Below are 16,619 nucleotides of genomic sequence, written 5' to 3' on the forward strand. Positions count from 1 at the left end.
CGCCCCGCGGGCCCCGGGGGGCGGGGGCCCCCCCCGCCGCGGCGCGCGCGCGCCCCCCCCCCCCGGCGCGCTGCCCCCCCCGGCCCGCGTTCGGCGGGGATCCGGCCGGGCGGACGGCCCGGCCGGGGGAGGGCCGCAGGGGGTGGCCGGAGGGACGGACGGGCAGGTCGGCAGGCTGAGGGGACCACGTCATAGGGGTTCTACAGGGGTTGGCTAGGGGCCCGACCGGCGCGGATCCACGGAACTCTGAGGGTCGATCCGAGCCACCGGCCCTCAGGAGTGGAACCCACCATGGCGCGCCTGGAACCCCTCGACCCGTCCGCACCGCAGCCCGGCCCGCCCGAGGCGGTGGCCGTCGTCGGCGTCGCCTGCCGGCTGCCGGGAGCGGCGGACCCGGAGGCGTTCTGGAAGCTGCTCGACACGGGTGCGAGTGCGGTCGGCTCCGCGCCGCCCCAGCGCTGCGGCGGCGCGGAGCCGCCCCGGGCGGGCGGGTGGCTCGACCACGTCGACCGGTTTGACCCCGAGTTCTTCGGCCTCTCCCCGGCCGAGGCCGCCGCCGCCGACCCGCAGCAGCGGCTGGTGCTCGAACTCGCCTGGGAGGCCCTGGAGAACGCCGGCGTCCTGCCCGCCGCGCTGGCCGGCGGCCGTACCGGCGTCTTCGTCGGCGCCATCGCCGCCGACTACACCACGCTCACCACCGGCGCCGGCGCGATCACCCGGCACAGCCTCACCGGTCTCAACCGGGGCATCATCGCCAACCGCGTCTCCTACGCCCTCGACCTGCGCGGTCCGAGCCTCACCGTCGACTCCGCGCAGTCCTCCTCCCTGGTCGCCGTCCACCTCGCGCTGGAGAGCCTGCGCGGCGGCGAGTCGGACGTCGCCCTGGTGGCGGGCGTCAACCTCAACCTGGCGGCCGAGTCGACGCTCACCGTCGACCGGTTCGGCGCGCTCTCGCCCGACGACCGCTGCTACACCTTCGACGCCCGGGCCAACGGCTACGCGCGCGGCGAGGGCGGCGTGCTGCTGGTGCTGAAGCCGCTCACCCGCGCGGTGGCGGACGGCGACCGCGTCCACGCGGTGCTGCTCGGCAGCGCGGTCAACAGCGACGGCGCGAGCGACGGCCTGACCGTCCCCAGCGCGGACGCCCAGGCGGCGGTGGTCCGCGAGGCCGCCCGGCGGGCCGGCGTCGCCCCCGGGCTGGTCCAGTACGTCGAGCTGCACGGGACGGGCACCCGCGTGGGCGACCCGGTCGAGGCGGCGGGCCTGGGCGCGGCACTGGGCGCCGGGCGCCCGGCGGAGCAGCCGCTGCTGGTCGGCTCGGCGAAGACCAACGTCGGTCACCTGGAGGGCGCTTCGGGCATCGTCGGCCTGCTGAAGACGGTCCTGGCCGTGCGGCACCGGAGGATTCCCGCCAGCCTCAACTTCGTCACCCCCAACCCGGACATCCCCTTCGAGCGGCTCGGCCTCGCGGTGCGGACCGACTCCGGACCGTGGCCGAACGCCGCGGGCCGGCTGATCGCCGGCGTCAGCTCCTTCGGCGTGGGCGGCACCAACGCGCACGTGCTGGTGGCCGACGCCCCGGAGACCGCCCCGCCGGGGGAGGAGGAGGGGGAGCCCGGAGGCGTCGGCGAGGCGCCGGCCGAGGACACCGCGGTCGCGACCGTGCCCGGCGGGCCGCTGCTCTGGCCGCTCTCCGCCCGGACCCAGGCCGCGCTGCGCCGGCAGGCCGCCCGGCTCCGTGCGTTCGCCGACCGGGCGGGCGCCGACCCGGTGGCGGTCGGTCGGTCGCTGGCCACCACCCGGACCGCCTTCGAGTACCGCGCCGCCGTGACCGGCACCGACCGGGAGGGCCTGCTCACCGCCCTCGACGCGCTCGCCGAGGGCGGGCAGGCGGCGGGCCTGGCCCAGGGCCGTGCCACCACCGACGGTGCGGCGCGCGCGGCGTTCGCCGACGGCCCGGCGCCGGACGCCGCCGGGCACGGGGCCGGCGACCGGGCGGGTACCGCGGGCGCGACCGGCAGCGGCACGGTGCTGGTCTTCCCCGGCCAGGGCGCGCAGTGGGACGCCATGGCCCGCGAACTGCTCGCCACCGCACCGGTGTTCGCGGCGAAGATCGCCGCCTGCGAGGAGGCCCTCGCCCCGCACGTCGACTGGTCGCTCGGGGCGGTGCTGCGCGGCGGGCCGGGCACGCCGGACCTGGAGCGGGTGGACGTGGTGCAGCCCGCCCTGTTCGCCGTGATGGTGTCGCTGGCCGCGCTCTGGGAGGCGGCGGGTGTCCGGCCGGACGCCGTGATCGGGCACTCCCAGGGGGAGATCGCCGCCGCCCACGTGGCCGGTGCGCTCTCGCTGGAGGACGCGGCGGCGGTGGTCGCGCTGCGGTCGCAGGCCATCGCCGGTCTGGGCCTGACCGGCCGGGGCGGCATGGCGGCCGTCCCGCTGTCCGCCGAGGAGGTCGCCGGGCGGATCGCCGGGCGGGCCGACGAGCTCGGGATCGCCGCGGTCAACGGCCCGTCCGCGACCGTGGTCTCGGGCGACCGGGCGGCCGTCGCCGACCTGGTGGAGCAGTACCGGGCGGAGGGTGTCCGGGCGAAGCTGGTGCCCGTCGACTACGCCTCGCACTCGGCGCAGATGGAGCCGCTGAGGGAGAGCCTGCCCGTCCTGCTCGCGGGGATCCGCCCGCGGACCGCGTCCGTCGCCTTCTACTCGACGCTCACCGGCGAGCGGTTCGACACCGCCGGACTCGACGCCGCCTACTGGTTCCGCAACCTGCGCGGCACCGTCCGGCTGGAGCGCGCGGTCCGCGCGGCGCTGGCCGACGGGCACCGGGCGTTCGTGGAGAGCAGCCCGCACCCGGTGCTGACGGTCGGGCTCGGCCAGCTGGCCGACGGCGTGGCGGCGGTCACCGGCACGCTCCGCCGGGACCACGGCGGACTCGACCAGTTCCACGCCGCGGTGGGCGAGCTGTTCGCCCGGGGCGGGGCGGTGGACTGGTCCGCCCTCTACGGGCCGGGCGAGCGGCTCACCGGGCTCCCCACGTACGCGTTCCAGCGCCGCCGGCTCTGGCTGGGCGCCACCGCGGGAGCGACCGCCGTCGACCCGAACGGGGCCGCCCCGCACGGGGGTCACCCGACCGGGGACGCCCCGGCCACCGACGCCCCGGGCGCCGACGTCCTGGCGGTCGACGCCCCGGGCGCCGAAGCCCCGGACACCGACGTCCTCGGCGAGGAGGCCGCGCTGGCGGCCGTCCGCGCGGGTGCCGCGATCGTGCTGGGCGAGCCGGGCGGACCGGACGCGGTCGACCCGGACCGCACCTTCAAGGACCTCGGCTTCGACTCCGTCGCGTCCGTCGAGTTCCGCGACCGGCTCGCCGGCGCGACCGGCCTCACCCTGCCGACCAGCCTGGTCTACGACCGGCCCACCCCCCGCGCCGTCGCCGCGTTCCTGTCCGGGCGGAGGGGCACGCGCACGGCCGTCCCCGAGGCGGCGGGCGCCGCCTCGGCGCGGACCTCCGACGGCCTCGACGAGGACCCGGTCGCGATCGTCGCCCTCAGTGGGCGCTGGCCCGGCGGCGCCGACACCCCCGAGCAGCTGTGGGAGCTGCTCCGCACCGGCAGGGACGCCATCGGCCCGTTCCCGGAGAACCGCGGCTGGGACCTCGACGCCCTCTACGACCCGGACGGCGAGCGCCCCGGCAGCTCCTACACCCGGCAGGGCGGATTCCTGTACGACGCCGACGAGTTCGACGGCGCCTTCTTCGGCCTGGCCCCGCGCGAGGCAGCCGCCACGGACCCGCAGCAGCGCCTGCTGCTGGAGTCGGCGTGGGAGCTGACCGAGCGCGCCGGGATCGTCCCGGCCACCCTGCGCGGCAGCCGGACCGGCGTCTTCGTCGGCGTCATGCCGCAGGACTACGGCCCGCGCCTGCACGAGACGCTCCCCGGGTACGAGGGGCACGCCCTGACCGGCACGCTCACCAGCGTCGCCTCGGGCCGGCTGGCCTACACGCTGGGCCTGGAGGGCCCGGCGATCACCGTCGACACGGCCTGCTCCTCGTCGCTGGTGGCGATCCACCTGGCCGCGCAGGCGCTGCGCACGGGGGAGTGCGACCTGGCGATCGCGGGCGGGGCGACGGTGATGTCCTCGCCGGGCATGTTCACCGAGTTCAGCCGCCAGCGCGGCCTCGCCCCCGACGGCCGCTGCAAGCCGTTCGCCGCCGCCGCCGACGGCACGGCCTGGGCGGAGGGCGCCGGGCTGGTCCTGCTGGAGCGGCTCTCCGACGCCCGCCGCCGCGGACACCGGGTGCTGGCCCTCGTCCGGGGCAGCGCGGTCAACCAGGACGGCGCCTCCAACGGACTGACCGCCCCCAACGGCCCGGCCCAGGAGCGGGTGATCCGCCAGGCCCTCGCCAACGCGGGGCTGACGGCCGACCAGGTCGACGCGGTCGAGGCACACGGCACCGGCACCGCGCTGGGCGACCCGATCGAGGCCCGCGCGCTGCTCGCCGCCTACGGGCAGGACCGGGCCCGCCCCCTGCTGCTCGGCTCGGCGAAGTCCAACATCGGCCACACCCAGGCCGCCGCCGGGGTCACCGGGGTGATCAAGCTGGTGCAGGCGCTGCAGCACGGCGAACTGCCGGGCACCCTGCACCTGGACGCGCCGTCGCCGCACGTCGACTGGACGGCCGGCGACGTCAGCCTGCTGGACCGGGCCACGCCCTGGCCCGAGACGGGCCGGCCGCGCCGGGCCGCCGTCTCCTCGTTCGGGATCAGCGGCACCAACGCCCACCTGATCCTGGAGGCCCCGCCCGCCGGGGCCGGTGCGCAGCCCGCCGCGCCGGCCACGGAGCCGACCGTCGCGCCGGCCACGGAGCCCGCCGACGGGCCCGCCGCGGAGACGACCGCGGCCGGGGCACCGGACGCGCACGCGCCGCTCCTGCTCTCCGCCCGCACCGAGCCGGCCCTCCGGGCCCAGGCCGCCCGCCTGCTGGACCTCGCCGGACACGGCGCCCCCGGCCTCGCCCGCTCCCTGGCCACCACCCGCACGCACTTCCCGCACCGCGCCGCCGTCCTCGGCGCCGGACCCGCGGACCGGGCCGACGCCCTGCGGGCGCTGGCCGACGACCGCGCGGACGCCCCCGGACTGCTCCGCGCCACGGCGGCCCGGACGCCCCGGCTGGCCTTCCTCTACTCCGGCCAGGGCAGTCAGCGCGCCGGTGCCGGGCGCGAACTGTACGGCGCCGAGCCGGTGTTCGCGGCGGCGGTGGACGAGGTCGCCGAGCTGTTCGGCCCGCACCTGGCCGCCCCGCTGAAGGACGTCCTGTTCGCCGCACCGGGCACCGCGCAGGCCGACCTGCTGGACACCACCGCCTACACCCAGCCCGCCCTGTTCACCCTGCACGTCGCGCTGCACCGGCTGGCGACCACCGCGTACGGGCTGCGCCCCGACCACCTGATCGGGCACTCGATCGGCGAGCTCAGCGCCGCCCACCTGGCCGGCGTGCTCACGCTGCCGGACGCCGTGGCCCTGGTCGCCGCCCGCGGCCGGCTGATGGAGGCGCTGCCGGCGGGTGGCGCGATGGCCGCCGTCCGGGCCACCGAGGCCGAGGTGCTGCCCGAACTGGACGGGCGGGTGTCGGTCGCCGCCGTCAACGGGCCCGGGTCGGTCGTCCTCTCCGGGGACGGCGACGAGGTCCGGCGGCTCGCCGAGGAGTGGCGGGCGCGCGGGCGGCAGGTCAAGCTGCTGACCGTCGGGCGCGCCTTCCACTCGCCGCACATGGACGCCGTCCTGGACGAGTTCCGCGCGGTGGCCGAGCGGTTGACCTACCACCCGCCGCGCCTCCCGGTGGTGTCCAACCTGACCGGCGCCCTCGCCTCGGCGGCCGAGCTGACCGACCCCGGCTACTGGGTCCGGCACATCCGCGAGGCGGTCCGGTTCCACGAGGGCGTCCGCACCCTGGACGGGCTCGGCACCACCGCCTACCTGGAACTCGGACCCGGCCCGGTGCTCACCGCCCTCGCCGAGGAGAGCCTCGCCGCCCTCACCGAGGACGCCCTCACCGAGGCCGGCCCCGCCGGGCCCGCCCCCGCCGCGCCGAGGGCCCTCGCGGCGCTGCTGCGCGCCGACCGCCCGGAGCCGGCGACCGCGGCCGAGGCGCTCGCCCGGCTGCACGTCCACGGCGTGCCGGTCGACTGGGACACCGCCCTGCCGTCCGGCCCGGCCCGCACCGACCTGCCGACCTACCCCTTCGAGCGCCGCCGGCACTGGCTGGACCAGCCCGCCGGCCGGGCCGCCGACGCGTCCGGCCTGGCCGCCACCGGCCACCCGCTGCTCTCCGCCGCCACCGAACTCCCGGACGGCGGGGGCTGGCTGCTCGCCGGGCGGATCTCGCTGCGCACCCACCCGTGGCTGGCCGACCACGCCGTCGCCGACGGCGTCCTGCTGCCCGGCACCGCCTTCCTGGAGCTGGCCGTCCAGGCCGCGCTGCGCGCCGGGGCCGCCCACGTCGAGTCGCTGGACCTGGCGGCCCCGCTCCCCCTGCCCGCCACCGGCGGCGTCCGGCTCCAGGCGCTGCTCGGCACCGCCGACGCCGAGGGCCGCCGGCCGCTGCGGATCCGCTCCCAGCCGGACACCGGGGCCGCCGACGGCGCCGAGTGGACCACCCACGCCACCGGCACCGTGGCCGACCGGGCGCCCGCCGCCCCCGGCGCGGACACCGCCGCCTGGCCCCCGCCCGCCGCCGCCCCGGTCGGCCTCGACGACGCCTACGAGCGGCTCGCCGAGCGCGGCTACCGGTACGGCCCGGCCTTCCGCGGCCTCACCGCCGTCGCCGCACTCGGCGAGGAGCGGTACGCCGAGATCGCCCCGACCGCCGCCGACGCCGACGCCTACGCGCTGCACCCGGCCCTGCTGGACGCCGCCCTGCACGCCGTCGTCCTGGACGCCGAACGGACGGTCCTCCCCTTCTCCTGGCGGGACGTCACCGTCCACCGCGCCGGCGCCGCCGCGCTGCGGGCCCGGATCACCCCGGCCGGCCAGGACACCGTCACGCTGGAGCTGATCGACCCGGCCGGCCTGCCGGTCGCCACCGTCGGCGCACTCACCCTGCGCGCCCCGGCCGCCGCGGGCCCGGACTCGCTGTACCGCCTGGACTGGCAGCCGCTCGCCTTCGACGGTGCCCCGCTCGACGGCTGGGCCGTGCTCGGCGAGGACGCCCGGCCGCTCGCGCCCGCCGGGAAGCACCCGGTGCTCGCCGACCTCGCCGAGGCCGGCGCCGGGCAGACCGTGCTCGCCCCCGTCCGCACCGCCGAGCAGACCCTCGCCCTGCTGCACGCCTGGCTGGACGGCGAGCGGACCGGCACCCTCGTCCTCGTCACCGAGCACGCCGTCGCCACCCACCCCGGCGAGGACGTGCCCGACCCGGCCGCCGGCGCCGTCTGGGGCCTGGTCCGCAGCGCGCAGGCCGAACACCCGGACCGGTTCGTCCTGCTGGACGTCGACACCGCCCCCGGGGGCGGCGCGCCCGGAGCCCCGGGAACACCCGGCGCCGACCGGTCCGCCGCGACCGGCCCGACCGGGACGATCGCCGCCCTGTCGACCGCACTGTCGGCCTCCCTCGCCACGGGCGAGCCGCAACTCGCCCTGCGCGCCGGGGAGATCAGCGTCCCGAGGCTGGTCCGCACCCGGGCCGCCGACCTGCTCGACCCCGGCACCGCCGCGGCCTGGCGGCTCGACACCACGACCCCCGGCAGCCTGGACTCGCTGGCCCTGCTGCCCGCCCCCGAGGCCGAACGCCCGCTCGCCGCCGGGAAGGTGAGGATCGCCCTGCGCGCCGCCGGCCTCAACTTCCGCGACGTGCTGATCACCCTCGGCATGTACCCGGGTGGGGCCCGGATCGGCGCCGAGGGCGCCGGCACCGTCCTGGAGACCGGCCCCGGCGTCACCGGACTGCGGCCCGGCGACCGGGTGATGGGCCTGGTCCAGGGAACCCTCGGCCCGGTCGCCGTCACCGACCACCGGCTGCTCACCCGGATCCCCGACGGCTGGAGCTACGCCCAGGCCGCCACCGTCCCCGTCGCCTTCCTCACCGCCTACCACGGCCTCTACGACCTCGCCGGCCTCCGGTCCGGCGAGACCGTCCTGATCCACGCCGCCACCGGCGGCGTCGGCCAGGCCGCCGTCCAACTCGCCCGCCACGGAGGCTCGGTGGTGCTCGCCACCGCAGGCCCCGGCAAGTGGGGCGTGCTCCGCGGCCTCGGCCTGGCGGGCGACCGGGTCGCCTCCAGCCGCACCCTCGACTTCGAGGACTCCTTCCGGACCGCCACCGGCGGCCGCGGCGTCGACGTCGTCCTCAACGCGCTGGCCCGCGAGTTCACCGACGCCTCGCTGCGCCTGCTCGCCCCCGCCGGCCGGTTCGTCGAGATGGGCAAGACCGACCAGCGCGACCCGGCGACCGTCGCCGCCGACCACGACGGCGCCGCCTACCTGGCCTTCGACCTGTTCGACGTCGACCCGGACCGGATCGCGGTGATCCTGGCCGACCTGGCCGGACTCTTCGAGCGTGGCGAGCTGCTCCCGCTGCCCGTCCACGCCCAGTCCGTCCGGCAGGCCCCGCAGGCGCTGCGCAGGCTCAGCCAGGCCCGGCACACCGGCAAGCTCGCGCTCACCCTGCCGACCGCGCTCGCCGACGGCGGAACCGCGCTGGTCACCGGCGGCACCGGCGCACTCGGCCGGCTGGTCGCCCACCGCCTCACCGCCCGGCACGGGGTCCGGCACCTGCTGCTCGCGAGCCGGCAGGGGCCGGACGCACCCGGCGCCGCCGAACTGCGCGCCGAACTGGCCGAGTCGGGAGTCACGGTGACCTTCGCCACCACCGACCTCGCCGACCCGGACGCCGTCGCCGCGCTCGTCGCCGGCGTCCCCGCCGACCACCCGCTGACCGCCGTCGTGCACACCGCGGGCGTGCTGGACGACGCCGTCCTCGGCTCGCTCACCCCCGAGCGGCTCCGCACCGTCCAGCGGGCCAAGGCCGACGGCGCGTGGCACCTGCACCGCGCCACCGCCCACCTCGACCTCGCCGCCTTCGTGCTGTTCTCCTCCGCCGTCGGCCTGCTCGGCAACCCCGGCCAGGCCAACTACGGCGCCGCCAACGCCCGGTTGGACGCGATCGCCCAGCACCGGGCGGTCCGCGGGCTGCCCGCCGTCTCGCTCGCCTGGGGCCACTGGGCCGAGGCCGGCGGCATGGCGGCCGGGCTCACCGCCGCCGAGACCGAACGCCTCGCCGCCACCGGCCTCGCCCCGATGACCAACGAGCAGGCGCTCACCCTGTTCGACGCCGCGCTCACCACCCCCTACCCCGCCCTGGCGGCCGCCCGCCTCGACCCGGGGCCGGTGCCCGCCGACCGGCTCGCGCCCGTCCTGCGCGGCCTCGCCCGACACCGCCCCCGTCCGGCCGCCGCCGGCGGCGCCGAGGGACCCGCCGCGCTGACCGCCCGGCTCGCCGGCCAACCGGCCGCCGAGCAGGAACGGCAACTGCTCGCCCTGGTCCGCTCCACCGCCGCCGCCGTCCTGGGACACCCGGACGCCACCGCGATCCAGAGCGACCTCGGCTTCATGGACAGCGAGTTCGACTCCCTCGGGGTGATCGAGCTGCGCAACCGGATCAACACCGCGACCGGTCTGCGGCTGCCCACCACCGCCCTGTTCGACCACCCGACCCCGGCCGCCCTCGCCGCCCACCTGCGCGACCGGCTCGCCCCCGCCCCGCAGCCGCACCGGGCCGACCCGACAGCCGAGTTCGACCGGCTGGAGCAGGCCCTGGCCGCCCTCGGCGACGACCCGGACGCCCGCGCCGGCGCAGCGGCCCGGCTCACCGCGCTGTTCGCCGTGCTCGGCGTGCCCACCCCGGCACCGCACCCGGACGGACCGGCCGCCCCGGCGGGCCCGGAGGCCGACGACGGCCTCGCCGCCCGCATCACCGACGTCAGCGACGACGACATCTTCGACTTCATCGACAACGAGCTCGGCATTTCCTGAGAGAGGCCAACGCAGAGATGAGCACCAACGAGCAGAAGCTCCGCGACTACCTCAACAAGGTCGCCGCCGAGCTGCACCAGACCCGTCAGCGACTGCGCGACGCCGAGGCCAAGGCGGCCGGCGGCGGCGCGGAGGAGCCGATCGCCATCGTCGGCATGGCCTGCCGCTTCCCGGGCGGCGCCGACACCCCGGACGCCCTGTGGCGGCTGGTCTCCGACGAGCGCGACGTCGTCGGCCCGTTCCCCGCCGACCGCGGCTGGGACCTCGACCACCTCTACGACCCCGACCCCGCCAAGCCCGGCCGCAGCTACGCCCGCGAGGGTGGATTCCTCTACGAGGCGGGCGAGTTCGACGCCGAGTTCTTCGGCATCTCGCCGCGCGAGGCGCTCGCCGCCGAGCCCCAGCAGCGCCTCCTCCTGGAGACCGCCTGGGAGGCCCTGGAGGACGCCGCGATCGACCCCGCCGCACTGCGCGGCAGCCGGACCGGTGTCTTCGCGGGCGTCATCGCCCAGGAGTACGGGCCGAGCATGCACCACCTGCCCGCCGAGGAGACCGACGGCTACGTCCTCACCGGCACCACCACCTCCGTCGCCTCCGGCCGGATCGCCTACAGCCTCGGCCTGGAGGGCCCGGCCGTCACCGTCGACACCGCCTGCTCCTCCTCGCTGGTCGCGCTCCACCTGGCCGCGCGCTCGCTGCGCGCCGGGGAGTGCTCGATCGCCCTGGCCGGCGGCGCCACCGTGCTCTCCGCGCCCGGCATGTTCATCGAGTTCAGCCGCCAGCGCGGCCTCGCCCCCGACGGCCGCTGCAAGCCGTTCGCCGCCGCCGCCGACGGCACCGGCTGGGGCGAGGGCGCCGGCCTGCTCGTCCTGGAGAAGCTCTCCGACGCCCGCCGCAACGGCCACCGGGTCCTCGCGGTGCTGCGCGGCTCCGCCGTCAACCAGGACGGCCGCTCCAGCCAGCTCACCGCCCCCAGCGGCACCTCCCAGCAGCGCGTCATCCGCGAGGCGCTCGCCTCCGCCGGGCTGACCGCCGGCGACGTCGACGTGGTCGAGGCGCACGGCACCGGCACCCGGCTCGGCGACCCGATCGAGGCCCAGGCGCTCATCGCCACCTACGGGCAGGCGCACAGCGACGGACAGCCGCTCTGGCTGGGGTCGGTGAAGTCCAACATCGGGCACACCCAGGCCGCGGCCGGCGTGGCCGGGGTGATCAAGTCGGTGCTGGCGATCCGGCACGGTGTGCTGCCGCGCACCCTGCACGTCGACGCGCCGTCCCCGCACGTCGACTGGTCGGACGGCACCGTCAGGCTGCTCACCGAGCGGCAGGAGTGGCCCGCCCTGGACCGGCCGCGCCGCGCCGCCGTCTCGGCGTTCGGCGTCTCCGGCACCAACGCGCACGTCATCGTCGAGCAGGCGCCGGAGGCGTCGGAGCAGGCGGCGGACACCGCGGCCCCGTCCGCCCCGGCCGTGCTGCCGTACGTCCTGTCCGCCCGCACCCCCGAGGCGCTCACCGCCCACGCGGCCCGGATCGCCGGCCGGCTCGCCGGTGATCGCACCGACGGCCTCCCGGGCCCCGACGCGGTGGCCGCCGCCCACACCCTGGCCACCGGCCGCGCCGCCCTGGAGGAGCGCGCCGTCGTCGTCGCCCCGGTGGGCGACGGCCCGACGGCCGGTGCGCCGACGGCCGACACCCTGGCGGCGCTGCGCGGCCTCGACGGCCCCGGCGTGGTCCGCGGCCGGGCCGGCACCCCGGGCCGCACCGTCTTCGTCTTCCCCGGCCAGGGCTCCCAGTGGACCGGCATGGCGGCCGGCCTGCTCGCCACCGAGCCCGTCTTCGCCGACGCCCTGACCCGCTGCGCCGACGCCCTCGCCCCGCACACCGACTGGTCGCTGCTCGACGTGGTCCGGGGCGCGGCCGACGGCCCCGACCCCGACCGGGTGGACGTGGTCCAGCCCGTGCTCTGGGCCGTCATGATCTCGCTCGCCGAACTCTGGCAGGCCTACGGCGTCCGCCCCGACGCCGTCGTCGGCCACAGCCAGGGCGAGGTCGCCGCCGCGTACGTCGCCGGCGGGCTCACCCTGGAGGACGGCGCCCGGATCGTCGCCCTGCGCGCCAAGCTGCTCGCGCGGATCTCGCACAAGGGCGGCATGGTCTCGGTCTCCCGCCCGCTCGCCGAGGTCGAGCAGCGGATCGCCGCCTGGCCCGGCCGGCTCTCCATCGGCGTCGTCAACGGCCCGCAGGCCACCGTGGTCTCCGGTGACCTCGACGCCCTCGCCGAGCTCACCGAGGCGTTCACCGCCGACGGCGCCACCGTCCGTCCCGTCAACATCGACTACGCCTCGCACTCGGTGCAGACGGAGGCCCTGCGCGAGGAGCTGCTCGCCCTGCTGGCCGACGTCCGCCCGCGCGCCGGCACCGTCCCGCTGCTCTCCACCGTGACCGGCGACTGGCAGGACACCGCCGGGCTGGACGCCGGCTACTGGTACCGGAACCTGCGCCACACCGTCCGCTTCGAGCAGGCCACGCGCCGGCTCGCCGAGTCCGGGCACACCGTCTTCGTCGAGGTCTCCCCGCACCCCGTGCTCACCGGCGCGATCGAGGACACCCTGGACGCCGCCGGGGTCGCCGACGCCGTCGTCACCGGCTCGCTCCGGCGCGGCCGGGGCAACCGCGACCGCTGGCTCTCCTCCGTCGCCGAGCTGTACGTCCGGGGCGTCGCCGTGGACTGGGCGACCGCCTTCGCCGGCGCCCGCCCCGCCCACGCCGACCTGCCGGGCTACCCGTTCCAGCGGCAGCGGTACTGGCTGGACGCCAGCCGCTCGCCCGAGCACCTGTCCGCCGCCGGTGCCGGTGCTCCCGGTTCCGGCGCCGCCGGGGACAGCCTGTTCTGGGAGCTGGTCGCCGGACGGGACGCCGGCCGGCTCGGCGAGGCGATCGGCGTGGACGGCGACCGGCTGGTCCCCGTCCTGCCCGCGCTCGCCTCCTGGTGGGACCGCCGCCGCGCCGCCACCGCGGCCGACGGCTGGCGCCACCGCCTGACCTGGCGGCCGGTCACCGTCCCGGCGGGCCGGGCCGGGGGCCGGTCGGACGGCCGCTGGCTGGTCGTCGTCCCGGAGGAGGCGGTCGGACACACCTGGGCCGAGGGGCTCGGCGAGGCGCTCGCCGCGGCCGGCGGCTCCGTCGAGCTGCTGGTCGGCGGGGTCGACCGGGCCGCGCTCGCCGCGAAGCTCGCCCTGACGCTCGGCGGAGCATCCGCCGGACCGGCCGGCTCCGGGACGCCCCCGGTCGCCGGCGTCGTCTCGCTGCTCGGCCTGCACCCCGGCCGGCACCCCGAGCACGACGACCTGCCGTGGGCGCACGCCGCCCAGGTCGCGCTCGCCCAGGCCCTGGACGAGACGGGCCTGACCGCGCCGGTCTGGTACCTCACCCGCGGCGCCGTCGGCACCGGCCCCACCGACCCGGTCACCGATCCGGAGCAGGCCCTCGTCTGGGGCTTCGGCGCGATCCTCGCCGCCGAGCAGCCGGCCCTCTTCGGCGGACTGCTCGACCTGCCGGCCGCGCCCGACCGGCAGACCTGGCAGCAGGCGGCCGCGCTGCTCACGGACGCGTCCGCGGAGCGCGAGGTCGAGCTGGCGCTCCGGCCGGCCGGGGCCTTCGCCCGTCGGCTGGTCCAGGCCGCCCCGCTGCCCGCCGCCCCGCTGTCCGCCGCTCCGGCGGCCTCCCCGGACGGTGGGCAGGACGGGTCGCAGGACGCCGCCGACCGGTCGTGGAAGCCGCGTGGCACCACCCTGATCACCGGCGGCACCGGCGCCCTCGGCGGACACGTCGCCCGCTGGCTGGCCGGACGCGGCGCCGAACACCTGTTGCTGGTCAGCCGACGCGGGGCCGACGCCCCCGAGGCGTCCGCCCTGGAGGCCGAACTCACCGCCCTCGGGACCCGGGTGACCTACGCCGCCGCCGACGTCGCCGACCGGGCCGCCCTGACGGCCGTCCTCGACGCCGTCCCCGCGGACCTGCCGCTCACCGCCGTCGTCCACACCGCCGCCGCCCTGCACGACGGCCTCATCCCCACGCTCACGCCCGAGCAGCTCGCCGCCGCCCTGCGCGCCAAGGCGGGCGCCGCCCGGCTGCTGCACGAGCTGACGGCCGGCCACGACCTGTCCGCCTTCGTCCTCTTCTCCTCGCTGGCCGGTGTCGCCGGCATCCCGGGTCAGGCCAACTACGCGCCCGGCAACGCCTACCTCGACGCGCTGGCCGCCGAGCGGCGCGCCGCCGGTCTGCCCGCGACCTCGATCGCCTGGGGCCACTGGGCGGGCGCGGGCATCGCCGCCGACGGCGCCGAGCAGCAACTGCTCCGGCACGGCCTCGCCTCGCTGCCGCCCGTCCAGGCCGTCGCCCTGCTCGGCCAGGCCCTGGACCACGGCGAGAGCCACCTGGTCGTCGCGGACGTCGACTGGCCGGTGCTGTTCCGTGACCGGCCGCACCCGCTGGTCGCCGAACTGGTGCCGCGCGCCGCCGCCGCTGCCGCCCCGGCGGCGGCCGGCGGGAGCGACGTGCTGGCGCGCCTCGGCGCGCTGCCCGCCGCCGAACGGCGCCGCAGCCTGCTCGGCGTCGTCCGGGCCGAGGCGGCGGTCGTCCAGCGGCACCGTTCGGCCGACGCCGTCGACCCCGCCAAGGCCTTCGGCCAGCAGGGTTTCGACTCGCTCACCGCCGTCGAGTTCCGCAACCGGCTCGGCGCGCTCACCGGCCGCCGGCTGCCCGCCACCGTCGTCTTCGACCACCCGACGCCCGCCGCGCTCTCCGACTGGCTGGCCGAGGAGCTGTGGGGTGCCGAGGGTGGGTCCGGTACGGCCCCCGGCGCGGTCACCGCCCCCGGTGCGGCCGTCGTCGACGACGACCCGATCGTCATCGTCGGCATGGCCTGCCGCTACCCCGGCGGCGTCGGCTCGCCCGAGGACCTCTGGCGGGTGGTCTCCGAGGGCGTCGACGCGCTCTCCGGGTTCCCGACCGACCGCGGCTGGGACCTCGACGCCCTCTACTCGCCCGACCCCGACCGGCCCGGCACGTCCTACGCCCGGCACGGCGGATTCCTCGACGGCATCGGCGAGTTCGACGCCGAGTTCTTCGGCGTCCCGCCGCGGGAGGCACCCGCGATCGACCCGCAGCAGCGACTGCTGCTGGAGACCACCTGGGAGGTCTTCGAGCGCGCCGGCATCGACCCCACCTCCCTGCGCGGCAGCCGCACCGGTGTCTTCGCCGGGATCTCCGGCCGCGACTACGCGAGTGCTGCCCAGCGGGTCCCGGCGGAGCTGGAGGCCTACCTCGGCATCGGCAACGCGGGCAGCGTCGCCTCCGGCCGGATCTCCTACACCTTCGGTTTCGAGGGCCCGGCGGTCACGGTGGACACCGCCTGCTCCTCCTCGCTGGTCGCGCTCCACCTGGCCGCGCAGTCGCTGCGCTCCGGCGAGTCCGACCTCGCGGTGGCGGGCGGCGTGCTGCTGATGACCACCCCGACCACGTTCGTCGAGTTCTCCCGCCAGCGCGCGATGTCGCCCGACGGCCGCTGCAAGGCCTTCGCGGCGGCGGCGGACGGCACCGGCTGGGCCGAGGGGGTCGGGCTGCTGCTGGTCGAGCGGCTGTCGGACGCGCGGCGGCTGGGTCACGAGGTGCTGGCGGTGCTGCGCGGTTCGGCGGTCAACCAGGACGGCGCCTCCAACGGCCTGACGGCCCCGAGCGGTCCCTCGCAGCAGCGGGTGATCCGGGCGGCGCTGGCCGGCGCGGGCCTGGAGCCGGCCGACGTCGACGCCGTCGAGGCGCACGGCACCGGCACCACGCTGGGCGACCCGATCGAGGCGCACGCGCTGCTGGCCACCTACGGGCAGGGCCGGCCGGAGGACCGGCCGCTCTGGCTGGGGTCGGTGAAGTCGAACATCGGGCACACCCAGGCGGCGGCCGGCGTGGCCGGGGTGATCAAGTCGGTGCTGGCGATCCGGCACGGTGTGCTGCCGCGCACCCTGCACGTCGACGCGCCGTCCCCGCACGTCGACTGGTCGGACGGTTCGGTCCGGCTGCTGACGGAGGAGCAGGCGTGGCCGGACGCGGGCCGTCCGCGCCGGGTGGGCATCTCGGCGTTCGGCGTCTCCGGGACCAACGCGCACGTCATCGTCGAGCAGGCGCCGGTCGAGGCGGAGACCGCCGAGGTCCGCGAGGGGGAGCCGGTCGCCGATCCTGCGGCGGCTGCCGCGACCGCTGCCTCGGTCCCGTCCGTGGTGCCGTTCGTGGTGTCGGCGCGTTCCCCGGAGGCGCTGCGTGAGCAGGCCCTGCGGATCGCCGGGGTGGCGGAGTCCGCCGGTTCGGCGGTGGACGTCGCACAGTCGCTGGTGACCGGGCGGGCCGCCCTCGAAGAGCGGGCCGTCGCCCTCGGCGACCCGGCTGCGTTGCGTGATCTGGAGGGTGTGGAGGTCGTTCGCGGCACTGCGCAGGCTGGTGGGCTGGCGTTCCTGTTCTCGGGTCAGGGGAGTCAGCGGGTGGGGATGGGGCGTGAGTTGTATGCCTCGGAGCCGGTGTTCGCTGCTGCGTTCGATGCG

2 protein-coding genes and 1 pseudogene are annotated in these 16,619 nt (G+C 77.9%); all 3 read left to right on the forward strand.

The features are described 5' to 3' along the window. Positions 1 to 291: 291 nt before the first annotated feature. Entirely contained in the window at positions 292 to 10,029 is a 9,738-nt protein-coding gene (locus tag ACFWIC_RS39340) for a type I polyketide synthase (protein ID WP_380521875.1), read from the forward strand. A 17-nt stretch (positions 10,030 to 10,046) separates the two neighbouring features. Then, positions 10,047 to 10,127: pseudogene (locus ACFWIC_RS39345) on the forward strand (polyketide synthase docking domain-containing protein); the annotation flags it as partial. Further along, positions 10,122 to 16,619, forward strand: a 6,498-nt coding sequence (locus tag ACFWIC_RS39350; RefSeq protein ID WP_380521877.1) for a type I polyketide synthase, incomplete at its 3' end; no start/stop codon positions are given. The pseudogene ACFWIC_RS39345 and the gene ACFWIC_RS39350, both read left to right, overlap by 6 nt.

It is taken from the genome of Kitasatospora sp. NPDC127035, assembly GCF_042726075.1.
Taxonomy (GTDB): domain Bacteria; phylum Actinomycetota; class Actinomycetes; order Streptomycetales; family Streptomycetaceae; genus Kitasatospora.

Excerpts from the sequence above, each read along its gene's own strand:
- ACFWIC_RS39340 (WP_380521875.1), top strand. The coding sequence starts at position 292 with ATGGCGCGCCTGGAACCCCTCGACCCGTCCGCACCGCAGCCCGGCCCG.